The sequence below is a fragment of the Streptomyces sp. HD genome (assembly GCF_028369295.1).
GTDB lineage: Bacteria > Actinomycetota > Actinomycetes > Streptomycetales > Streptomycetaceae > Streptomyces.
Window position 1 is genome coordinate 84,397 of the sequence record NZ_JAQMYP010000003.1, and the last position, 22,829, is coordinate 107,225.

The window sequence follows — 22,829 nt, forward strand, 5'->3', positions numbered from 1 at the left end:
ACACGACCCCACACCCCAAGCGAGGCCCGCCACCCACCCGGCGGACCCATGGTCTGCGTTTCGGGAGGACCCCCCATGACCGCCACGCTGGAGCAGCTTCGCCGCTGCCACTTCGCCGTCGACCTGGGGGCGGCCAGGACCCGCGTCTACGTGAAGAGCTCCGGACTGGTCGTGGACCAGCCTTCCTGCGCCGCCGTCAACACCCGCACCGGCGCCCTCATCGCGGTCGGCGAGTTCGCGGAGCGGATGACCGGCCGTACCCCGGACTACATCCGGGTCGTCAAACCCGTCTCCGGCGGCACGGTGGTCGACATCGAGATGGCGCAGCGCATGCTGCGGCACCTCCTCGGCGACAAGATCCGCCGCGCCCTGCGCCGCAAGCCGTTCCTGCGCGCCGCTGCCTGCACCCCGCACGACGCCGACCCGCTCGCCCAGCGCGCCGCCATAGAGACCCTCGTCGGCCTCGGGGCCCGGCACGTCGATCTGGTCGACACCCTCATCGCCGCCGCCGTGGGCTGCGGACTGCCGGTGGAGCAGCCCGAGGCCAGCATGATCATGGTGTGCGGGGCGGCCTCGACCGAGGTCGCCGTGCTCTCCCTGGGCGCCATCGTCGCCGCCGAGCGCGTCCGGGTCGGCGGCGAGGCCGTGGACCACGCGATCGTGCAGCACCTGCGGCACGAGCACGAGCTCATGCTGCCCAGCCAGAACGTACGGCCCCTGCAGCTCGCGCTGTCCGGCAACGGGCTCACCTCCCATGGCCCCACCTCCACCGAGATCCACGGCCGCGATGTCTGCACCGGCCTGGCCCGCAGTGTCCGGGTCGACACCGCCGCCGTACGGGTCGCCATCCAGACGCCGCTGACCGCCGTCCTCGACAGCATCGGCAAGGTGCTGCGCGACTGTCCGCCCGACCTGGTCGCCGACCTCGCCGACCGGGGGATCATGATGGTCGGCGGGAGTGCGCTGCTGCCCGGCTTCGACCAGATGCTGCGCCAGGCCACCAACATGCCCGTGCACATCGCCGAGCGGCCCGACATCTGCGCCGTGCAGGGCCTGGGCACCATGCTGGAGGGCAAGGTCGAGCCACTGGAGCTGGACACGGCCATCTGAGCCGCCCGCCCCTGGGGCCTGCCCGACGTCGCGGGGCGTCGCGGCCCGGCGGCGCCGCGGCGCCGGCATGATCCGCCGGACAGGCCCTGGTCCCGGCCGTGCGCAAGTACGCCCCCTGCACGCTCCCATCACAGGACGCTACGGTGGATTCACCGACGGTGGCAGGAGGGCCCTCCCGTGACGACCGGAACCGACACGACCGGAACCATCACGCACCGCACGCCACGGACCGATTCCGCCCCTGGTCTCACGACCCGCACCACCATCCGTATCGGCATCACCGGACACCGCTCGATTCCCGGCCCCGCCCTGCCGTCCGTGCGTGCGGAGATGTGCCGGCAACTCAGCGGTGACGGCGATCTGGAGGCCGTCAGCAGCCTCGCGGCCGGCGCCGACCAGCTGTTCGCGGAGATCGCCCTGGACAGCGGCGTACCCGTGACGGCCGTGATCCCGGGCATGGACTACGAGGCGCACCTCGGCGACGAGGAGACTCGGGCCGGGTACCGCAGGATCCTCAAGTCCTGCGCGCGCCGCGTCGACATGCCGGCCGAGCCCACGCACGAGGAGGCGTATCTCGCTGCGGGCCGCTGGATCGTGGACCACTGCGATCGCCTGGTCGCCGTCTGGGACGGCCGCCCGGCCCGTGGCGTGGGCGGCACTGGCGACGTGGTGGCGTACGCGCGGCGCACCGGAGTGCCGGTGACGGTCCTGTGGCGGACCGGCGTGCAGCGCGACTGACCGCGCACACGCACTGAGCGCGCCCCTTTCGGCGCCAACACCTCAACTCCCGAACCGGCCGAGCCAGTCCGAGTGCTGCGGCGACACGAGCCGTTCCGCCTCCGCCACCGCGTCGGCCCACCGTTCCTCCGTCACGGTCGTCCCCATCGCTATCCGGAGGGTCTCCAGTTCCTGCTCGATGAGCGAATGGGCGTAGGTCACCGGCCGGTGCCGCCGCATCTCCTGCCAGGCCACGCCGGCCGCGGCGGCCGTGCTGAGCAGTCCGGTCAGGTCCCAGCCGGAGATCACTCCCGTGGCCCTGAGCACGGCTGCGACCAGAGCCAGAAGGGTCAGTGCGGCCGTCATGGCCGACCAGTACGTCGAGGCGCGGTGTGCCTGCGCGGCCCGGCGCTTGTACCAGGCATGCTGCTCCATCACACGGTCGCGAAGGTAAATGTCCCGGCGCACCTCGAACGGCTTCGCCCGGACCGCCCGCATGGCCGGCGTGATCTGGGCCGCGCCCCGGACATGGGGCCCGTCCCGCACGTCTTCCCAGCCGACCTTGCGCAACTCCCGGAGCCGCTCCTCCAGTTGCTCCTCGAACCGGTCCTCGGGGTGGAGCACTCGGGAGTGGAACGGCCCTCCGTGGACCATGTACTGCCATGCGAGGGACTTCAGCAGCTCGGCGACCGCCCGGTCCGTCACCCAGTGCACACGGGCGCGGCGGCGGGAGGTGCGGACACCGATGACGACGGTGAGGGCGTACAGCCCGGCCGCCAGGGCCGCCGGGAGGTGGCTGTCGAGGCGCTCGGCCAGCATCGCCGCGGCGGTGGCCAGCAGCAGGACGACGAGCTGGACACGGACCGCCCGGAACGCCTCCCCCTGATGGACCACCGCCCGCTGGTCACTTTCCCGAAAGAGCGGCGGTAAGTCGCAGTCACTCAACGTAACGCTTGGGCCAGGAGTTCCGGCTGTCATTTATTCCCCCGTAGTGCCGGCAAGTGAACATTTGAGGGCACGTCAACCCAGACGCGCGCCCCCGGTAGGCGACCGCCCACCCTGCGTGTTACTGTCCGCGCAAGAGGTACTCGAAGAAGTCCACCACAGGTGTTCAGGTCGTATCCAGACGTCAACAGGTCCCAACGCTTCGGTTCCCACCCTGAGACGGGAAACGGGCTGAATCTGTCGACCATGATCTGGAGCCATGAGAAAGCCATGAACCCCACGACCGCGAAGATCCAGCACGAATCGACCGTGTCACGGCCGACCCGTCGATCCGCTCGTCTTTCCTCTGTCACCACCGACAAGGCATCCGCCGCGATGGCGACCAGTCGGGTGACGGATGCCGCTGGATGGCGTTCGAAGAAGCCGATCACTTTCGACGCCGCTCTCTGAGCCAAGTCGAACTCATCACGAATCCGGCCTTCCCGGCGGAAACGACCGCCGGGAACCCGGAAGTCACAACCGGAGTACCTCAACTCACTTGATCGAGTGAGGACTTGGCCGCGCCCCCCGGGTCGTGAGCCCATAAGCTGTGCCGAGTGACGCGCATCCAGGAAATGGTCCTGAAGATCCATAGCAGATGCAATCTCGCTTGCGACATCTGTTATATGTACGAGCTCGAAGACCAGAGCTGGAAGACACGTCCGACCGTGATCTCCCAGGAAACGGTCGCACAGGTCGCCCAACGCCTGTCCGATTACGCCAAGGCACACCTACTCGATTCCGTCGCTGTAATTCTTCACGGCGGCGAACCCCTTCTCGTGGGTCCCGCGCGACTGCGCCGTATCTGTGAGGAAATCACGCACACCCTGTCCCCCGTCACCACGGTGGACCTCCATATGCACACAAATGGACTTCTGCTTCATGAACGACATCTGGAGATCCTCAAGGAATTCGACGTCAAGGTCGGCGTCTCCGTGGACGGCGATCAGACGGCCAATGACCGTCACCGACTGGACCGAAAGGGGCGGAGCAGTTACGAGAAGGTGCTGCGGGGGATCGAGCGGCTGCGGGCACCCGAATACCTGAACCTTTTCCAGGGCATCCTGTGCACCGTAGACGTGGAGAACGACCCGGTCACGGTCCATGACGCACTCACCCGATTGCAGCCGCCCCGCATCGACTATCTGCTGCCGCATTCCACCTGGGACAGTCCGCCGCCGGCCGGAAGCTCCCGGTCCGCCACGCCGTACGCCGACTGGCTGCTGCGGGTCTTCGACCGGTGGCTGGAGCAGGGCCGCCCGATGGAGGTGCGCACCTTCGACTCGGTGCTCAGCACCCTGCGTGGCGGCCCCAGTCTCACCGAGGCCATGGGGCTTGCCCCGTCCGACCTCGCAGTCGTGGAAACGGACGGCGCCATCGAGCAGGCCGACTCACTGAAAGCGGCCTACGACGGGGCCCCGGCCACCGGCTACGACGTCTTCCGGCACACCTTCGACGACTTCGCCCGGCACCCCGGTGTACGCGCCCGGCAGTCCGGCCTCGGCGGGGTCAGCGAGACCTGTCGACGCTGCCCCGTCGTCCAGTCGTGCGGCGGCGGGCTCTACACCCACCGCTACAGCACCGAACGGGGTTTCGACAATCCATCCGTCTACTGCGACGACCTGAGGGCCTTCATCGAGGGCGTGGCGGAGCGGATCACGGATCGTACGCTCTCTCCTGCCGTGCACGACATCGGTGAACTCCGGCTCGCCCAGGTCGAGTTGACCCACGAGCTGCTGCGGAGGGCGAACGACCGGGCGTCGGAGGACACGGACTGGGCGCGGGCCTGGCAGACGCTGCTGTTCCTCGACGGGGATGCCCGTGCGGGCGCAGAGCTGGACGTGCTGCTGACCCACCCTTATGTGCGGTCCGCACTGCGCCGGGTCTGGAGCGAAGGGCCCCTGTCCGGCTGGCTCGCCGCGCTGACCGTGGCCGCGGGGGTGCGTGGCCGGACCGAGGTGACCCTGGCGTGGGATCAGCGCAACCGGGAACTGCATCTGCCCACGCTCGGCACCCTGCGGCTGCCGATGTCCGGCCGGGTCGAGATCACCACCGGCCCGGACGGCTTCACGGTGCGGCACGCGGACGGAACGCAGCGGGTTCGCGTCGGCGAGGCCGACCACGGAACGTGGCGCCCCCTGCGGCCCCAGCTGTCCACGCAGTCCCCGCTGCCTCTGGCCGACGGGCCGCTGATCGATGACGCCGACCCGTACCGGCACTGCTTCCCCGCCGATGTCCAAGATCCGCTGGAGACGGCGGACCGTGAACTCTTCGGCAAGCGCGTGCAGTTGGCCTTCGAGCTCGCCGACGAGCAGTTGCCCGGCTGGCGCGGCGACCGGAACCTGCTGGTCCCCTGGGTCGTGACACCGCTGGCCAGGGGCACCGGTGTCCAGCTCGGTGAACACGCCCCCGGTGCGCTGGGGATCGCGGTGGATGCCGAACCCGAGCTCGTTGCCCAGCAGTTGCCGCGTCTCGGCCGACGGGCCAGGTTCTTCGCCCTGCGGGAGACGACCGACCTCACCGTGCCGGGCCGTCCGGCCGGCCGGCTGCTCGACGAGGCCGACGACGCGCTCGCCACCGCCTGCCGGGCACCGGACGACTGCTTCGACGCGGGGCCCCGGGCGGTCGCCCTGAAGGAGGCCCACCGCGCGCTCACCGCACTGGCCGACGAGCCGGAGCGGGACCTCACCGAGACCGGGGCGGCGTTCGTCGGCCGGCTGTGGGCCGACTGGCAGAGGTGGGCGCAGTAGCATGGCCGCTTCCGACGATTTGACCGAACTCCCCCTGATTCTGAGCAAGTTGGGCGTCCGGGCGGGCGGGGTACTCATGGTGCACGCCGCGCTGGGTGGCAGCGGGCTGCGGGACACCGACGTACGCGATGCGCTCCTCGACGCGCTGGGACCCGGCGGCACTCTGGTGGTACCCGCCTTCACCCAGGAGAACTCGCGTACGTCACGGGCCCACCGGGCGCGGACCGTCGGCATGACGGAGCAGGAGCAGGAGCGGTTCCGGGCGTCGATGCCGGCCTTCGACCCCGGCAGTACGCCCTGTACGGCCATGGGGATGCTCGCCGAGTGCGTCCGTACGACGCCGGGGGCCGTGCGCAGTTCGCATCCGCAGACGTCCATGGCGGGCCTCGGTCCGCGTGCCGCCGAGTTGCTCACCGGGCACGACCCGCACTGCCTGCTCGGGGAGCGCTCCCCGCTCGCCCGGCTGTACGACGCGCGGGCCCAGGTGCTGCTGCTGCGGGTGGGGTTCGAGGTGTGCACGGCGTTCCATCTCGCCGAGTACCGGACGACGCCGCCGCGGCCCCTGCGTACGTATCGCTGCGTGGTCGGCGAGCGGGGGAACTGGGTGTCGTACGAGGACACGGCACTCGACGACTCGGACTTCGCCGCGCTCGGGGACGGGCTGCCCGAGGAGCTGGTGGCCCGGGGTGAACTCGCCGGAAAGGAGGTCACCTTGGTGGAGATGCGGCCCGCCGTCGACTTCGTCTGCGGGCTGATGTCCGGATATCGCCACTGAATGACGTGAAACCGCCGACACGTTCTGCCGGATCGTCGGGCACATTGTTGGTTCCGGCCGGATGGCGTCGGCAGGGCCCAGGCGTCGTCAGCCGTTGCAGGGGGGCGCGTGAACGTACCGGAGCGGGGTCGCGAGTCGGACAACCGGCCCTACTTCTTCCTGAGTTACGCCCACACACCGGCCTGGAGCCCAGGTGGCGGCGACCCGGACCACTGGGTCCATGTGCTCTTCACCGACTTGTGCGACCACATCATGGCGCTGACGGACCTGCCCGCCGGAGCCACCGCCGGGTTCATGGACCGTGAACTGCGTTCCGGTGACGGATGGCCGGAGAAGCTCAGTGAGAACCTGGCCATCTGCCGGGTGTTCGTCCCCCTCTTCTCGCCGCGCTACTTCACCAGCGAGATGTGCGGGCGCGAGTGGTTCGCGTTCAACGAGCGGATCCTGCGGGCCCGGGCCCGGGGGGCCGGCGACGTCCCGGCCATCGTCCCCGCACTGTGGACGCGCGTCGAGTACACCCAACTCCCCGACTCCGTACGGCACATCCACATCGACAACGCCTTCGGGGAGCGGTACGCCGCCCACGGGATATACGGGCTGATCAAACTCAACCGGCTGCACGACGAGTACGAGGAGACGGTGCTGGGGCTCGCACAGCGCATCGTGCGGGTCGCCCACGAGTCCCCGCTGCCGGCCAGCCGGCCCCGCCACTACGAGTCCACGCCCAGCGCCTTCAAACCGCGCGGCGAGGGACCCCGCCACATCCATCTGACCGTGGCGGCGCCCACCCGCGACACCATTCCCCAGCACCGCGACGCCCGCCCGTACGGCGAGGACCCGCAGGACTGGAACCCGTACCACTCGGAGAGCACCCGGCCGCTGCCCGCCCTCGCCGAGGAACTGATCCGGTCGCTGGACTACCGCATCACGGTGTCCTCCTTCGACGACGAGGACACCAGCGGTGAGGAGACGGCCGACCCGGGCGCCGGGGGCGATCACGAGAAGGAGCAGCCGTCGGGCCGGCCGGGCATCCTCCTCGTCGACCGCTGGGTCCTCACCGATGAGGAAAACCGGCGCAGGCTCAAGGAGTTCGACTCGCTGGCGCGCCCCTGGGTCAGCGCCGTCATCCCCTGGAACCGGTCCGACGTGCAGTGCCACGGCGAGGAGGGCCGCAAGCTCACCGAGGACCTGGAGCGCACCCTGCCGCTCATCCTGGACCGGGGCCGGCGCACCGAGTCCCGGATGGCCGTGAACGGCGTCCCCAGCCTCAAGGCCTTCACCGACGTCCTCCCGGCGGTCGTGGCCCACACGACCCGGCAGTACCTCAAGCACGCGGAGGCGCACCCGCCCCCGGGCCCGCACGTGCCACGGCCCCGTCTCATGGGACCGACCCATCAGCCGTACCCGGATGCGGGACCCGACAGCGGAGGAGAAGCATGACGGCCGCGCACGACGGACGCATCATCACCTTCTACTCGTACAAGGGGGGAACGGGCCGCACCATGGCCCTGGCCAACGCCGCGTGGATCCTCGCGGCCAACGGCCGGCGTGTCCTCGCCGTCGACTGGGACCTTGAGGCCCCGGGCCTACACCGGTTCTTCCATCCGTTCCTCGACCCCAACGCCCTCGCGGCGACCACGGGAGTCATCGACATCATCAACGAGTACGCCTGGGCGGCGACCACCGGCACCCAGCGCTCCGGACCCTGGCACCTGGACTTCGCGGACGTCGAGCAGCACGCCATCTCACTGACGCCGGAGCGCCTGGGCCTGCGGTTCGCGGACGGCGGCTCGCTCGACTTCCTGTCCGCGGGGCGACAGGACCGCACCTACTCGGCCACGGTGTCGTCGTTCGAGTGGGACAACTTCTACGAGCGCCTGGGCGGCGGCCTGTTCCTCGACGCGCTGCGCGACAGCATGCGGGCGTCGTACGACTACGTCCTGATCGACAGCCGTACCGGTCTGTCGGACAACGCCGACATCTGTACCATCCAGATGCCCGACGTCCTCGTGGACTGCTTCACGCTCAGCGACCAGTCGATGGACGGCGCCGCCGCGGTGGCCCGCAGCGTCCAGGACGGCTACCGCAAGCGCAGGATCCGGGTGCTGCCGGTGCCGATGCGCATCGACGAGGGCGAGAAGGAGAAGGTCGACGCGGGGCGGGCGCTGGCCCGGCTCAAGTTCGACGGTCTCCCCAAGGGGCCCGACGACATCGACCTCAGTGCCGAGGACCAGGCCGCCTACTGGGGCAACGTGGAGATCCCGTACCGCCCCTACTACGCCTACGAGGAGACGCTCGCGACCGTCGGTGACGAGAGCGGTATCGCCAACTCGCTGCTGTCCGCGTTCGAGCGCCTCACCGCCGTGATCTCGGAGGGCGAGGTCACCTCCCTGCCCCCGGTCCCGGAGACGGTACGGCTGCGCTGCCGTGACGCGTTCCTGCGGCGGCGGCCGGTGACGAGCGCGGCTGACATCGTGGTGGCGTACGCGGCCGAGAACCGTATGTGGGCCGACTGGATCGAGGCGCTGCTGAAGCGGGCCGGCTGCCAGGTGACCCTGCACGACATATCGGCCGGTCCCGTGCAGCGCGAGGACGACACGGTGCGCACCCTTGTGCTGCTGTCGAACGCCTTCCAGAAGTCCCGGTACGCCGACGCGGTCTGGCGTACCCTCACCGAATCCGACCCGGACGCACAGAGCGGCGTGATGATCCCGCTGCGGGTCGACGAGGTACGGCTGCTCACCTCCTACCTGGACCACAACCCGGTCGACCTGCACCGACTGGACGAGACGCACTGTGTCGCCGGCCTGCTCGGCGCCGTGGGTCTGCCCGTGCAGTCCGTCGAATCGGGCGCCGCCGGCCCGCGCTTCCCCGGCAACACGCCCGCGCACTGGAACGCACCGATGCGCAACAACACGTTCACCGGCCGCAACCTCATCCTCGACCGGGTGCGCGACCAGCTCGCCGGCGGCGTGTCCGGGGTCGTGCCGCAGCCGCTGACCCTGTTCGGGCTCGGCGGGGTCGGCAAGTCGCAGGTGGCCATCGAGTACGTGCACCGCTTCATGGCCGACTACGACCTGGTGTGGTGGACGTCGGCCGAGCACGAGGACAACGTGCTCGCCTCGCTCGCCGACCTGGGCGCCCGGATCGGCGCGCCGGGCGGCGACGACATGACCATGGCCGGCCAGGAGGCCGTGCAGATGCTGGCCCGCGGGCTTCCGACCAAACGCTGGATCCTCGTCTTCGACAACGCCGACGACCCTTCCTGGCTCACCCGCTACTTCCCGCAGGGCGGCGGCGGGCACATCCTCATCACCTCACGCAACCAGGCATGGGCACAGCAGGGGGCGTCCATGCCGATCGACGTCTTCCTGCGCGACGAGAGCGTCGAGCACCTCACCCGCAGGGCCTCCGGGCTCAGCTCAGGCGAGGCCGACCAGGTGGCGAGCGCGGTGGGCGACCTGCCGCTCGCGGTCGAGCAGACCGCGGCCTGGCTCGCCGAGACCGCCACGCCCATCGACGACTATCTGCGGCAGCTGGCCGAGCAGACCACCGACGTCCTGGCCCTCAACCAGCCTGCCGACTACTCCCACTCGGTGGCGGCGACGTGGAACATCTCCATCGCCCGCCTGAAGGAACGATCCCCCGCCTCCGTCCGGCTGCTCCAGCTGTGCGCGTTCCTGGCGCCCGAGCCGATCTCGTCCCAGCTGCTGTACAGCAAGGAGATGATCGACGCCCTGCGGCCCTACGACCCCTCTCTGCAGGAGAGCCTGCTGCTGGGCCGGGTCGTCCGGGAGATCGGCCGGTTCGCGCTGGCCAAGGTCGACCAGGTCAGCAACAGCATCCAGGTCCACCGGCTGGTGCAGGCCGTGATCCGCTCCCAGCTGACCGAGGAGGAGCAGCAGCAGGCCCGGCACGTCGTGCACGCCGTGCTCGCGGGGGCCCGCCCGGACGGCGACGAGCCCATCGACGACCCGGAGTCCTGGCCGCGCTTCGCCGTCATCTGGCCGCACCTGGGTGCCTCGGACGCCCGTAACTGCACCGAGGCCCCCACCCGCCGCCTGCTCATCGACCGTGTCCGCTACCTCTGGAAACGCGGCGACTTCCCCGGCGCGCAGCGCCTCGCCGAGGACCTCCTCGCCCATTGGAAGGAACTGCTCGGCGAGGATGACGTGCAATACCTGTATCTGCGCTGCCAGCTCGCCAGCGTGCTGCGCTCCCAGGGGCGCTATGTGGAGTCCCGCGCGATCGACGAGGAGCTGCTGGAACGGCAGCGCCGCGTCCTCGGGCCCTCCCACCCGCACACGTACGTGACCACGTCCTGTCTGGCCAGCGATCTCGCGGCGCTCGGCGAGTACCGGTCCGCGGTCGGTCTGGCCCGCGAGGCGCACGACGGGTTCAGCCAGATCTTCCACGAGTCGCACCGCCGTACCCTGAGCGCCGCCAACAACCTCGCGCTCGCGCTTCGCATGGTGGGCCGCTACGGCGACGCACGCGTCCTGGACCAGGACACCCTCGACCGGCGCATGGAGGTCCTGGGCCCCGACCACCCCTACACGCTCGCGTCCGCCGAACGGCTGGGCCGCGATCTGCGCGAGGTCGGGCGCTACTCGGAGTCCGTGGCGCTGCTGTCCCGGACGTACGACGCCCACAAGCGCATCCTGGGCAAGGACTTCCCGGGCACCCTGCGGTGCGCCAAGTCGCTCGCCGTGTCGCTGCGCCGGGCCGGGCAGTTCGAGGACGCCCGGCGGCTGACGACGGCGACCCGCGCGCAGTACCGGGCGCAGTACCCGAAGCCGACCCCTGACTCGCTGGCCTGCGATCTCAACCTGGCCGCCGACCTGTTCGCGGCCGACGAGCGCGAAGCCGCGCGCGAGGTGGCCCTGGAGGCGCTGGCCGAGTACCGCAAGGTGCCGGGCGAGGCCCACCCCTACACCCAGGCCGCCCTAAACAACCTCGGCATCTTCCACTGGGGCTGCGGCGACATCGATGAGGCGGCGGAGGTGTTCCGCCAGGTGCTGCCACGCATGGCGGAGGTACTGGGGGACCAGCATCCGCACATCCTGTTCACCGAGATCAACTACGCCAACGTCCTGGCCGACCAGGGCCGTCTGGAGGAGGCACTGGAGCTGGAGAAGAAGGCGATGGTCACCCTGCGCACCGTGCTCGGGCCGCACCACCCGGAGACCCTGGCCGTGGTCGCCAACTTCACCCTCACCCTGGACGCCCTCGGGCGGGGGGAGGAGGCCCGCCGGGCGCGCGACGAGGCCATGGAGGAGCTGCGCCGGCTGCTCGGGGAGGACAACGGGATCATCCACGTCGCGTCGGAAGGGCGCCGCATCTACCGGGATCTGGAGCCGTTGGCCGTGTGACCGCCGGCCGGGGCGGCCGCCTCCGTGACGGATCCGCGCGGTCGGTCAGACGACGGGTCCGCCGATGAGCCAGTCGATGATCCGGGGCAGCGCGCGCAGAGCGGTGAAGTGCGCCGCCGCGGGGTCGACGACCTTCCTGGACCGCGGTATGCGCGCGGCCAGCCACGAGGTGTGGGAGACGGGCGAGAAGACGTCGTGCTCCCCGTGCCAGAGCAGCACGGGCACCTTGATGTCCGCGGGATCGAACCCCCAGGGCCCGGTCAGCGCCAGGATGTCGTCGATCCACCCGTAGGGGGAACGGCGCAGCGCCTCCCGGAAGTTGCGCAGCATCATCGAGCGGATAGCCGTGTCCGCGACGATCGACCGGTCGTCGTCGGTGAGGTCCTTGCGCAGTTGCGCGAGCAGCCGCTCGGGGTCCCGTCCGATCGCCGTGGACCTCGGGATGAGCCGGGCCGCGAACCGTTCGGGGTCGGTGTACGCCGTGCGGAACTCGTCGACGTTGGACGGTGCCATGCCGGCGAACCAGTCGAGTCCCTCCGCGTCGCGCGGGGCGAGTCCGACGAGGGCGGCGGCCCGGGTCACCCGGTCCGGCAGCAGCGCGGCGCAGGCCAGTGCGTGCGGTGCGCCGCCGGAGCGGCCCACCACCGCGAAGCTCTCCAGTTCCAACGTGTCCGCGACCACCGCGACGTCCTGTACGACGTCCGCGACCCGGCGGCCCCGGTTGCGGTCCGAACCGCCGTACCCGGGGCGGTCGTAGCTGATCAGGCACGCACCACGCTGGTAGAGGAACATCGGCCGGGGGCGGGGCCCGACGCGGCTGCCCGGCATGCCGTGCAGCAGGAACACCGCCCGCCCTCGGGGGTCGCCCGAGACCTCCACCCGTAACTGCCGCCCGTCAGCCGTCCGCACATGGTCAGACACCGCCGCGCTCCCCCTCTCGAAGCCCCACCCCGGGGCCACGATGCACGTCCTTTGCCCGCACTCGGCTGCACCGAAACGGCGGGGTCGCCCAACCATCCTGCCCGCAAGGCAACTTGACTTGCCCTCAGGCGACCGCTGCCTCTGCCCGCCGCCCGCGTCACGTCATCTGCGCCACGGCAGCGCCGAGGCGAACGGCGATCCGTTCCGCCGCCGCGACGTCCTTGCGGTCGGCCGCCTCCCGGGCCTGGCGCAGGTCCGCGGTGACCTCGGCGGACGCCGCGGAGTCGTCCCGCAGCCGCTCCCAGACGAGTTCGAGAGCGGTGACGTCACCCGCGACCGGCCCCTCGGCCCCGGCCGCCGCGTCGACCTCCAACTGCCGTGCCCACAGGGCGAACCGCGCGAGGTCGACCGTGCGCAGGGGCTCGTGGCGCAGCCGCAGGTCCGAGGTGTTCTGTGCCACCCGCAGCGCGGCGTCCACCGACTCCTCCTGATCCTTGGCGGCGACGGCCCCGGCCAGCGTGTCGAGGTCACGGGTCATCTGACGGTCCAGCAGTTTCGGTACGGCCTCGGAGGCGCGGTACACCGCCCAGGCGGCCCGCACCGCGCCGAGGTCGGTGTCGGTGACCTCGCCGTCCTGCGCGGACCGTGCCGCACGGTCGAGCGTGGCCAACCGCGCGGGCAGCGGCCCCTGCTGGGCGTCGGTGGGCACGGCGAGGGACACCGCCTCCAGGTCGCCGCCCTGGTCGCCCGTGGAGAACTCGCCGTAGCCCGGGGCGAAGGTCTTGTCCTCGGTCGAGCCGTCCATGTGCACCTCGCGCACGGTGATCGCGCCGTCGACCTTCCCGTACGGCCCGTCGACGGTCCGGCCGGCCTGCTTTACGGTGACCTCCTCGAAGACGACGCCGGGCAGGTTCTCCGGCCGGTAGACGTCCCCCTGCTGCGGATCCGCGGGCATGATCATCGCGGCGGGTGCCCCGTCCCGGCCGGCCTGCCAGGTGCCCTCCGTGTCCGCGACCACGCCGTCCTCATAGTTGAAGACGTCCTCGCCGAGGTACCAGACGGAACCGTCGTCGGCCTGGGCGTACCAGTCGAGGGCGACCTCGTGGACACGGCCGGCGGAGTAGGCGACGTACTGCTCGGTCAGGGCGTGGACCGTCCGGCCGTCGAGGGTGATCGTCTTGGTTCCGGGCAGCCTGCTCACCTCGGTGCGGAACACCTCGCCGTCCGCCTGGCCGCCCATGACGACCTGGTCGACCTCGCTGGTGGGGTGCAGGGGGTTGGTGATCCGGGTCGGGTGGGTGAAGGCCGGTTCGGCCAGGTCGACGCGGTCGCTCTCGGGCGCGAGCGGCAGACAGTCCTTGCCGGTCTCCCCGGTCTCCTCGTCGACGACACGCACACAGTCCCCGGCGCCGCCCGTCGGCTCCGACCCGCCGGCGCTCCCTGAGCAGGCGCCGGCCATCAGCACGACGGCCCCCACGACGGCCCCCGGCCACAGGATCCTGCGCTGAGCGTTCATGGCGGCCTCCTCGATTCGGCGCCCGGGCCGGTGCCTGTGCCGGCGCCCGGGCCGGTGCCTGTGCCGACGCCGATCCCGATCCCGATGCCGGTGCCGATCCCGATCCCGATGCCGATGCCAGTCCCGATGCCGATGCCGATGCCGATCCCGATGCCGATGCCGATCCCGATGCCGATGCCAGTCCCGATGCCGGTCCCTTGTGCCGAGGGTCCCTCCTGGCCGCTGAACAGCCCCTGAACGCCCCTGAACGACCTGTCAGAAACCGGTGGCGGGCGGTGTACCAGCGTGTGCCCCGACGTCACTCCCCCGCCGACGGCAGCCGCACCGTGAACCGCGCTCCGCCCAGCCTCTCGCTCACCCCCGCCGTCACCCGCCCCCGATGCGCCCCCGCCACCTCCGCGACGATCGCCAGGCCCAGTCCCGCGCCGCCCGCGCCGCGCGCACGGGAGTCGTCCAGCCGTACGAAACGGTCGAAGACCCGCGCCCGTTCGGCGGCCGGGATGCCGGGACCGTCGTCCTCCACCACCAGCCGGACCCACCCGTCCCCGGCGTCCGTGAGCTCGAACGCCACCCGGGTGCGGGCGTGCCGGGCCGCGTTCTCGCCCAGGTTGCGCACCAGGCGCCGGAGCGCCTCCGCGTCGCCGGTCACGCGGGCCGCGCCCACCGCCGTGCTGTCGACGCGCGGGGCGGGCGAGGCCGAGCGCAGCCGGCGTGCCTCCGCCAGGACCAGGTCGTCGAGGTCGACGGGGCGCCGTCCGCCGCGCAGCAGGGCGCTCTCGTCGGCGCGGGCGAGGAGCAGCAGGTCGTCGACGAGGCGCTGCATGCGTACGGCCTCGTCGAGCACCGTGCCGGCCAGGGAGCCGGTGTCGGAGCGCTCGGGGTGGGCGAGGGCGACCTCGGCGTGCTGGCGGACGGTGGCGACGGGTGAGCGCAGCTCGTGCGAGGCGTCGGAGACGAACCGGCGTTGCGCGGCCTCGGCCCGGGCCACCCGGCGAAGCGCCCGGCCCACGGCGATCCAGGTCGCGGCGGCCGCGAGGACGAGCAGGACGGGCAGGCCGATGAGCAGCAGCCAGGTCACCGTGTCCGTGGCCTCGGAGACTCCGGCGGCGTCCCGTCCGTCGAGGACGACCAGGTCGCGGCCGTGGTCCCGGGCGCCGACCGCGACCACCAGGAAGGGGTCGTCGTCGAGCGGGGTGTCGACGGAGGCGCTTTCGCCGGGGGCCGGCCGGGCCAGCGCGGGCTGTCCCCGGACGTTCTCGCTGGCCGCGACGACCGTGCCGTCCGCGGCGATGACCTGCAGGAACTCCTCGTCGGGCGCGGTGACGGTCGGTGCGGGCACGCCGCGGCCGGCCTCGATGACCCGGGCCACGTCCGAGGCCCGCGCCCGGGCGGCGTCCCGTACGTCGTTGCTGAGCTCGGTGCGCAGCCCGACGACAAGGCCGACCCCGGCGGCGACCAGGGCGAGGGCGACGGCGAGCACGACGACGACCGTGGCCCGGACCCGTACGGCCCGCAGCCGGCGCTCGTACCGCTCGCCGGTCATCGGCGCCCCATCACCGGTCCCCCGTCATCGGGCACGAGCCGGTACCCGTGCCCCCGCGAGGTCAGCAGCGACTGCCGTCCGAAGGGCCGGTCGACCTTGTTGCGCAGCCGCCGTACGTACACCTCGACGATGTTCGGGTCGCCCTCGAAGTCGTCGCCCCACACATGGTCGAGGATGGTCCGCTTGGACACCGCCTCCCCGGCCCGCCGCAGCAGGAACTCCAGCACCGCGAACTCCCGCGCGGTGACCTCGACGTCCCGCCCGGCCCGGCTGACCGTGCGGGCCGCCGGATCGAGCCGCAGATCACCCGCGGCGAGCACGACGGGCCGCTCCCGCGCCTCGCGCCGCAGCAGTGCGCGGAGCCGGGCGAGGAGTACGGCGTAGGAGACGGGCTTGGTCAGATAGTCGTCGGCGCCGGTGTCGAGGCCCTCGATCTCGTCCCACTCGCCTTCCTTGGCGGTGAGCATGAGGATCGGCGTCCAGTCGCGCTCGGCGCGCAGGGTGCGGCAGAGGCGGTAGCCGTTGAGTCCGGGCAGCATGACGTCGAGGACGATCGCGTCGTAGCTGTTCTCACGGGCCAGCCACAGGCCGTCCACCCCGTCGAGTGCGACGTCCACGGCGAAGCCCTCGGCCTCCAGGCCGTCCCTGAGCCCGTCCGCGAACCGCTCCTCGTCCTCGACGACCAGCACCCGCATGCCCTCACGCTACGTCCCAGAGGACGGCGGGGCCCGGTGTCAGTACGGCAGGATCCGGCCGGAGGGGGTGCGTCGGTCGATCTCGCCCCTGGTGTCGCGGGGAGCGGCGGGCCGGCGGGTGACACGCACACGAACGTGGGTCTGGCGGTTCATGGCGCCCTCCTCTTACGTCGGTCCGTTGCGATCAGCCTGCTCTGCGCAACCTTTCGGCACATCGTGCCCACGGAGGCACTTGTCATGCCTCCGCGGCAGGAGCAACTGCGCGCCGGGCTACTTCCCAGGGAGGACGCAGCCCCCCGAACCGGGCCGGGGAGCGCTGGCCCCGGACCGGGAACAGGCGCACGCTCATCAGTAGGACTCCGACCCAGTACGGAAGTGATCTCGATGGAAGACAAGAACTGGACCGTTCGGATCCACATCACCGAGGACGGCGACGACACCCGCGCCGAGGCCGTACTGACCACGCAGGACACACCGCAGGACATGATGGCCGTCACCGGCCGGGGTGTGGCCCACCGCAATCCGATCGACCGGCCCATCCCCGAGATCGGCGACGAGCTCGCCGCCAGCCGCGCCCTGGAGGACCTCGCCATCAGACTCCACGACATCGCCTCCGACGACATCGTCCAACTGGCCGGCCCGGTCGATCAGGGAGGCAGCCGGGCGTGGGAGAGGCCCTGAGCCCGAACCTGTCTCAGGGGGTGCGTTCTAGGGGGTGTTTGGAAAGTCCCGTGCGGTGCCCGCGCCCGCCGCGGCAGCGGCTGGTGTCACAGCCGGTGCGTGCCCTCGGCGTGCCGGACGAAGGCCCTCGTAGCGGAGCTACTTGGGCCTTTGGCCGGTGCGGCGAGTGGGGGCACCTCCCACGCCCTTAAGGCAGTGGGGGAGCGTGCCGGGCGCCGCGGGTGCTGTGCGGGACTTTCAAAACACCCCCTAGGCGTCCACCCAGCTGTACCGCCGCTCCGGCCGCCCCGCCTGCCCGTAGCGCAGGGACACCTCGGCCTGTCCGGTGACGCTGAAGTGCTCCAGGTAGCGGCGGGCGCTGACCCGTGACACGCCGAGGCGGGCCGCGCACTCGGCGGCGGAGAGGCTGCCGTCGGTCGTGCGCAGCTCGCGTTCGATCAGCTCGGCGGTCTCCACGCTCATGCCCTTGGGCAGGGCTGCCGGTGCGGCGGCCGGTGCCGCGCCCCGCGCCAGCGCCCGGTCCACGTCGGACTGCCCGCTGACCACCGCCGCGTACAGGTTGCTGCGCCGGGCCGCGTACTGCTCCAGGCGCGCCCGCAGGTCCTCGGCGTCGAACGGTTTGAGCAGATAGTCGACGACACCCTGCCGTACGGCGGCCCTGACCGCGTCCGACTCGCGTGCCGCGCTGATCACCATGACGTCGCAGTCGTGCCCGGCGGTACGCAGCCGGGGGATGATCTCCAGCCCGAACATGTCGGGGAGATACAGGTCGAGCAGCACCAGGTCCGGTTGCAGCTCGGCCACCGCGGTGAGCGCCTGCTCGCCGCAGTTCGCCGCGCCGATCACCCGGAACCCGGCGACGTCGTTGACGAATCCGCGGTGGATCCGCGCCACCATGAAGTCGTCCTCCACGATCAGCACATCGATCATCGGACTGTCTCCGTCGCTCGGTCGGCCGGACGGCCGACGGACATCCTGGCGGTGAACATGGCGCCCGCCTGCGTGTTGGCCACCGACACCTCACCGCCCCGGCGTTTGCACACCAGCCGGGTCAGGGCCAGGCCGATCCCCCGGTCGCCGCCCTGGGCGGCCTTGGTGGTGAACCCGTGCGAGAACACCTCCTGCGCCAGCTCGGGGGCGACACCCGGCCCCGAGTCCCGGACGACGATCTCCACACTGGAGGCGTCCTGGCGCAGTTCGACCTCCACCCACGCGTCGTGCCGGTCGTCCCCGGCCACGGCCGCGTCGACCGCGTTGTCCACGAGATTGCCGAGTACGGTCGCCACGTCCGCGGAGTCCGTCGCCTCCAGCCGTTCCAGCGAGGTCCGCTCGGAGATCTTCAGCCGCACCTTGCGTTCCGCGGCGAGCGCCGACTTGGCCAGGAGCAGCGCGGCGACGGCCCGGTCACGGACCCGGCTGGTGATGCTCAGGTCCAGCGACTCGCGGTGTTTGCGCAGGGCGCGGACGTACCGTACGACCTCGTCGTGCTCGCCGATCTGGATGAGCCCGGAGATGGTGTGCAGCTGGTTGGAGAACTCGTGGGCCTGGGCACGCAGCAGCTCGGCGGTACTGCGGAAGGATCCCAACTCCCGCTCCAGCTGGGCGAGTTCGGTCCGGTCGCGCAGGGTCGTCACGGAGCCGAGGCGGCGGCCGTCCTTGGTGACGTCCATCCGGTTCATCACCAGGACCCGGCCCCGGCGTACGACCACCTCGTCGCGCCGGGCGAGAGGGCCGGGCTCCTCCTCGGGCGCGGTCCCGGCCAGGACGTCGTACAGCCGCCCCTCTATGCCGAGGTCGGCGAGGCTCATGCCGACGCAGTTCTCGGGGAGGTCGAGGAGTCCCCGGCCGACGGCGTTGACCAGGGTGAGCCGCTGGTGCGGGTCGAGGGCCACCACTCCCTCGGCGATCCCGAACAGCATCGCCTCCCGGTGTTCGGCGAGCCCGGCGATCTCGCGCGGCTCCATGCCGAAGGTCTGTCGTTTGATCCGCCGGGCCAGCAGCCAGGAGCCGGCCACGCCGAGGACGCTGGCGACGCCGAGGTAGATGAGCAGGTACGACGAGGCGCCCACCAGCCGCTGCCAGACCGAGGGCGAGGCCCGCCCGATCATCACCGTGCCCAGGTGGTCACCGGCGTAGCCGCCCTCCGCGCCGAGCACCGGCGCCTGCGCCACCAGCTCGGTGATGCCGTTCACCGGCAGCTCGCCGGACCAGCCGCGGCCCTCGGCGGCGTCCACACCGGAGACGGGCAGCCGGGTCCCGAGGAGGGTGGGGTTGGTGGAGGCGACGATCCGGCCGCCGGAGTCGGCGACCGTCGCGGAGGTGACGCCGGACCTGGTGAGCGTGGACTGGAGCAGCGGCGCGAGCATCTCCGCCACGGCGGGCCGGACCAGCTGGGTGCGCACCAGGGGGTTGCCCGCCAGCTCCTCGGCGAGCGCGGTGACCCGGCGTCCCTCGACCCGGTCGAAGGTCGCCTTGGACTGCGCCAGCGACACCGCGGCCACGGCGGCCAGCACGATCACGACGATGGCGAGCTGCCATACCAGCAGCTCACCTGCGAGCGTCTGGCGGCGCTGCTTCCGCGACGCTGACCGTGACGTTATGACCACTATGAACTCAACCTTCAATGGTCACACAAGCGAGACGGGGTGTCTCAGGAACCGCACAATCATGGCGCCGGATCGGGCCGAGCGAAAGAGATGAGCCATGAGAAGTCGACGAGCCGCACTTGTCGGAGCTCTTGCCTCCGTGTCGATGATCGCGCTGAGCGCCTGTGGCGCCACCGCCGACAAGGAGGAGTCCTCAGGCGGGGACGGGAAGCCCGTCACCGGTCTTCGCCTGATGGTTCCCAACACCCCGGGCAGCGGGTACGACCTCACCGCCCGCACCGTCACCCAGGTCATGCAGGACACCAAGGTCGCCTCCGGTGTGCAGGTGTTCAACCTGCCCGGCGCCAGCGGCACCGTGGGCCTGCAGCGCCTGGTGAACGAGAAGGGCAACGGCAAGATGGCCATGCAGATGGGCCTGGGTGTCGTCGGAGCCTCGTACACCTCGAAGTCCAAGGCGACGCTGACCGACACCACGCCGATCGCCAAGCTGATCGAGGAGGCGGGCGCGATCGTCGTGCCGAAGGACTCCCCGTACAAGTCGATGGACGACCTCGTCACCGCCTGGAAGAAGAACCCCAAGAAGCTCGCCGTGGGCGGCGGTTCGTCGCCGGGCGGCCCCGACCACCTGCTGCCGATGCAGCTGGCGAAGGCCGTCGGCATCAAGCCGAAGGACGTCAACTACGTCTCCTACGACGGTGGCGGTGAGCTACTTCCGGCCATCCTCGGCAACAAGATCGCCTTCGGGGCGAGCGGCTTCGGTGAGTTCCTCGACCAGATCGAGGCCGGGCAGGTCCGCGTCCTCGCGGTGACCAGCGAGAAGCCGATCGACGCGCTGAAGGACGCGCCCACGCTCAAGGACCAGGGCATCGACCTGGTCTTCACCAACTGGCGCGGCATCGTCGCCCCTCCGGGCATCACCGACGAGCAGAAGAAGACCTGGATCGACTCGATGACCAAGATGCACGACTCCGCGGAGTGGAAGGCGCAGCTGGAGAAGAACGGCTGGGTCGACGCCTTCGCCACCGGTGACGAGTTCGGCAGCTATCTGACCGAGCAGGACAAGGCCGTCGCCGACCTGCTGACCGAGCTCGGCCTGGCATGAGTTCGCAGGTGGAGGACCGGACCGCGGAGGAGTCCCGGCCGCCCCGGGAGGGCGGGGACCGCGCACAGTACGGTGTGTGCGCGTTCCTCGCCCTGCTGGGCACCGCGGTGATCGTGGACGCCCTCGGCATCCCGCACATCACCAGCGGCACCGACCCGGTCGGCCCGCGCGCGGTGCCGCTGATCCTGGGCGGCCTGCTCGTCCTGCTGGCGGTGCTGTACGCCGTCGACGTGGCCCGGGGCGGCCGGGGTGAGCCGGAGGCCGGCGAGGACGTCGACCTGTCGGCCGGCAGCGACTGGCGCACCATGGTGCTGCTGATCGCGGTGTTCCTGGCGAACGCGCTGCTCATCGAGCGGCTCGGCTGGGTGATCAGCGGCGGCCTGCTGTTCTGGGGCACCGCGTTCGCGCTCGGCAACCGCCACTACTTCCGCAACCTGCTGATCGCGGCGACGCTGTCCCTGACGACGTTCTACGCGTTCGCGATCGGCCTCGGCGTGAACCTCCCCGCCGGCGTCCTGCAAGGAATCCTGTGAGGCCTGGGCAATGGACAACCTGAACAACCTCATGCAGGGCTTCGCGGACGTCATGGCCCCGCTGAACCTGCTGCTCGCCCTGGTCGGCGTCGTCATCGGCACCGCGGTGGGCGTCCTGCCGGGCATCGGCCCGGCGATGACGGTGGCCCTGCTGCTGCCCGTCACCTACGGCATGGAGCCGGTGCAGGCGTTCATCATGTTCGCCGGCATCTTCTACGGCGGCATGTACGGCGGCTCGACGACGTCGATCCTGCTGAACACGCCCGGCGAGTCGTCCTCGGTGGTCACGGCCATCGAGGGCAACAAGATGGCGAAGGCGGGCCGCGCGGCCCAGGCGCTGGCCACGGCGGCGATCGGCTCGTTCGTGGCGGGCACGATCGGCACCCTGCTGCTGGTCCTGATCACCCCGTTCGTGGTGGACTTCGCGGTCAGCCTGGGCGCTCCGGACTACTTCGCGCTGATGCTGCTGTCGTTCATAGCCGTGACGTCGGTGCTGGGCTCGTCCCGCATCCGGGGCTTCATCTCGCTGCTGGTCGGCCTGACGATCGGCCTGGTCGGCATCGACTCCGTGTCCGGCCAGCAGCGACTCACCCTGGGCGTACCGCAGTTGGCCGACGGCATCGACGTCGTCGTGGTCGCCGTCGGCATCTTCGCGGTCGGCGAGGCGCTGTGGGTGGCCGCGCATCTGCGGCGCAGACCGGCCGAGGTGATCCCGGTCGGCCGCCCGTGGATGGGCAGGAAGGACTGGAAGCGGTCCTGGAAGCCCTGGCTGCGCGGCACGGCGTTCGGCTTCCCGTTCGGCGCGCTGCCGGCCGGTGGCGCGGAGATCCCGACCTTCCTGTCGTACGCCGCCGAGAAGCGGCTCACCCAGCACCCCGAGGAGTTCGGCAAGGGCGCGATCGAGGGCGTGGCGGGCCCGGAGGCCGCGAACAACGCGTCGGCGGCGGGCACCCTGGTACCCATGCTGGCGATCGGCCTCCCCACCAACGCCACCGCGGCCGTGATGCTGGCGGCCTTCCAGTCGTACGGCATCCAGCCCGGCCCGCTGCTCTTCGAGCGTGAGGCGAGCCTGGTCTGGGTCCTGATCGCCAGCCTCTTCATCGGCAACCTGCTGCTGTTGCTGCTGAACCTCCCGCTGGCCCCGGCCTGGGCGAAGCTGCTGCAGATCCCGCGGCCCTATCTGTACGCCGGGATCCTGTTCTTCGCCTCGATGGGTGCCTACGCCGTCAACGCCCAGCCGCTCGACCTGTTCATCCTGCTCGCCCTGGGCCTGCTCGGCTTCGCCATGCGGCGCTTCGGGCTGCCGGTGCTGCCGCTGATCGTCGGTGTGATCCTGGGCCCGCGCGCGGAACTGCAGGGCCGGCGCTCCCTTCAGCTGTCCGGAGGTGACCTGTCAGGGTTGCTGGGCGGCCCGGTGTCGTACACGGTTTATGCGGTGATCGCGCTGGTACTTGTGTGGCCGCTGATAGGCAGGTTCGTCGTACGTCCCCTGCGCGCGCGTAGCGCCGCCTGAGACTTTCTGGA

General features: G+C 71.1%; 19 protein-coding genes. 11 read left to right on the forward strand and 8 right to left on the reverse strand.

Going from position 1 to position 22,829, the window contains the following annotated elements:
• The first annotated feature begins 75 nt into the window (after positions 1-75).
• Together POF73_RS03820 and POF73_RS03825 are read left to right on the forward strand one after the other, a co-directional pair.
• Positions 76-1,110 (forward strand): rod shape-determining protein, encoded by a 1,035-nt coding sequence (locus tag POF73_RS03820; RefSeq protein WP_272112991.1) that lies wholly within the window; start codon positions 76-78, stop codon positions 1,108-1,110.
• Positions 1,111-1,317: 207 nt separating this feature from the next.
• Entirely contained in the window at positions 1,318-1,848 is a 531-nt protein-coding gene (locus tag POF73_RS03825) for a hypothetical protein (protein ID WP_443049418.1), read from the forward strand.
• A gap of 42 nt (positions 1,849-1,890) precedes the next feature.
• Here the strand turns inward: POF73_RS03825 and POF73_RS03830 are convergent, their stop codons facing one another.
• Positions 1,891-2,805: a DUF4231 domain-containing protein gene (locus tag POF73_RS03830; RefSeq protein ID WP_272112992.1), complete on the reverse strand. Its 915-nt coding sequence runs from the start codon at positions 2,803-2,805 to the stop codon at positions 1,891-1,893.
• Positions 2,806-3,018: 213 nt separating this feature from the next.
• Between POF73_RS03830 and POF73_RS03835 the strand changes: the two genes are divergently transcribed.
• From POF73_RS03835 to fxsT, 5 genes are all read left to right on the forward strand, one after another.
• Complete coding sequence (locus tag POF73_RS03835) at positions 3,019-3,222, forward strand: hypothetical protein (RefSeq protein WP_272112993.1); 204 nt, start codon at positions 3,019-3,021, stop codon at positions 3,220-3,222.
• Between the two features lie 164 nt (positions 3,223-3,386).
• Complete coding sequence (fxsBH, locus tag POF73_RS03840; RefSeq protein ID WP_272113191.1) at positions 3,387-5,561, forward strand: radical SAM/SPASM protein FxsBH, inactivated beta-hydroxylase extension form; 2,175 nt, start codon at positions 3,387-3,389, stop codon at positions 5,559-5,561.
• Between the two features lies 1 nt (position 5,562).
• The gene (locus POF73_RS03845) at positions 5,563-6,336 is read left to right on the forward strand and encodes an aminoglycoside N(3)-acetyltransferase (RefSeq protein WP_272112994.1); all 774 of its coding nucleotides are present in this window, start codon (positions 5,563-5,565) and stop codon (positions 6,334-6,336) included.
• Positions 6,337-6,444: 108 nt separating this feature from the next.
• Entirely contained in the window at positions 6,445-7,776 is a 1,332-nt protein-coding gene (locus POF73_RS03850) for a TIR-like protein FxsC (protein ID WP_272112995.1), read from the forward strand.
• A complete protein-coding gene (gene fxsT, locus POF73_RS03855) occupies positions 7,773-11,708 on the forward strand; it encodes an FxSxx-COOH system tetratricopeptide repeat protein (protein ID WP_272112996.1) in 3,936 nt (1,311 codons plus the stop codon). Before POF73_RS03850 ends, fxsT begins: the two co-directional genes overlap by 4 nt.
• Before the next feature lie 45 nt (positions 11,709-11,753).
• Here fxsT and POF73_RS03860 read toward each other — a convergent pair whose 3' ends face one another.
• The 5 genes from POF73_RS03860 to POF73_RS03880 form a co-directional block, all read right to left on the reverse strand.
• Entirely contained in the window at positions 11,754-12,629 is an 876-nt protein-coding gene (locus POF73_RS03860; RefSeq protein ID WP_272112997.1) for an alpha/beta fold hydrolase, read from the reverse strand.
• A 157-nt stretch (positions 12,630-12,786) separates the two neighbouring features.
• Positions 12,787-14,145 carry a hypothetical protein gene (locus POF73_RS03865; protein WP_272112998.1) on the reverse strand — a complete coding sequence of 453 codons (1,359 nt, stop codon included), beginning with the start codon at positions 14,143-14,145 and terminating at the stop codon, positions 12,787-12,789.
• On the reverse strand, positions 14,142-14,447 hold the full coding sequence (locus POF73_RS03870) for a hypothetical protein (protein ID WP_272112999.1): 306 nt from the start codon (positions 14,445-14,447) through the stop codon (positions 14,142-14,144). The genes POF73_RS03865 and POF73_RS03870 overlap by 4 nt, the downstream gene beginning before the upstream one ends.
• On the reverse strand, positions 14,444-15,688 hold the full coding sequence (locus tag POF73_RS03875; protein ID WP_272113000.1) for a sensor histidine kinase: 1,245 nt from the start codon (positions 15,686-15,688) through the stop codon (positions 14,444-14,446). Before POF73_RS03875 ends, POF73_RS03870 begins: the two co-directional genes overlap by 4 nt.
• On the reverse strand, positions 15,685-16,383 hold the full coding sequence (locus POF73_RS03880; RefSeq protein ID WP_272113001.1) for a response regulator transcription factor: 699 nt from the start codon (positions 16,381-16,383) through the stop codon (positions 15,685-15,687). Before POF73_RS03880 ends, POF73_RS03875 begins: the two co-directional genes overlap by 4 nt.
• Before the next feature lie 384 nt (positions 16,384-16,767).
• Between POF73_RS03880 and POF73_RS03885 the strand changes: the two genes are divergently transcribed.
• Entirely contained in the window at positions 16,768-17,064 is a 297-nt protein-coding gene (locus POF73_RS03885; protein WP_272113002.1) for a DUF1876 domain-containing protein, read from the forward strand.
• 249 nt (positions 17,065-17,313) lie between these two features.
• Here POF73_RS03885 and POF73_RS03890 read toward each other — a convergent pair whose 3' ends face one another.
• Positions 17,314-17,994, reverse strand: a complete 681-nt coding sequence (locus POF73_RS03890) for a response regulator (protein ID WP_272113003.1) — start codon at positions 17,992-17,994, stop codon at positions 17,314-17,316.
• The gene (locus POF73_RS03895; RefSeq protein WP_272113004.1) at positions 17,991-19,670 is read right to left on the reverse strand and encodes a sensor histidine kinase; all 1,680 of its coding nucleotides are present in this window, start codon (positions 19,668-19,670) and stop codon (positions 17,991-17,993) included. The genes POF73_RS03890 and POF73_RS03895 overlap by 4 nt, the downstream gene beginning before the upstream one ends.
• A gap of 145 nt (positions 19,671-19,815) precedes the next feature.
• On the opposite strand from POF73_RS03895, the gene POF73_RS03900 reads away from it, so the two are divergent.
• The 3 genes from POF73_RS03900 to POF73_RS03910 are packed head-to-tail and all read left to right on the forward strand — an operon-like array spanning position 19,816 to position 22,818.
• Positions 19,816-20,772: a Bug family tripartite tricarboxylate transporter substrate binding protein gene (locus POF73_RS03900; protein WP_443049419.1), complete on the forward strand. Its 957-nt coding sequence runs from the start codon at positions 19,816-19,818 to the stop codon at positions 20,770-20,772.
• Positions 20,769-21,305, forward strand: a complete 537-nt coding sequence (locus POF73_RS03905; RefSeq protein ID WP_272113006.1) for a tripartite tricarboxylate transporter TctB family protein — start codon at positions 20,769-20,771, stop codon at positions 21,303-21,305. Before POF73_RS03900 ends, POF73_RS03905 begins: the two co-directional genes overlap by 4 nt.
• Positions 21,306-21,315: 10 nt before the next feature.
• Positions 21,316-22,818, forward strand: coding sequence for a tripartite tricarboxylate transporter permease (locus POF73_RS03910; protein WP_272113007.1), 1,503 nt, complete (start codon positions 21,316-21,318; stop codon positions 22,816-22,818).
• Positions 22,819-22,829: the final 11 nt, after the last annotated feature.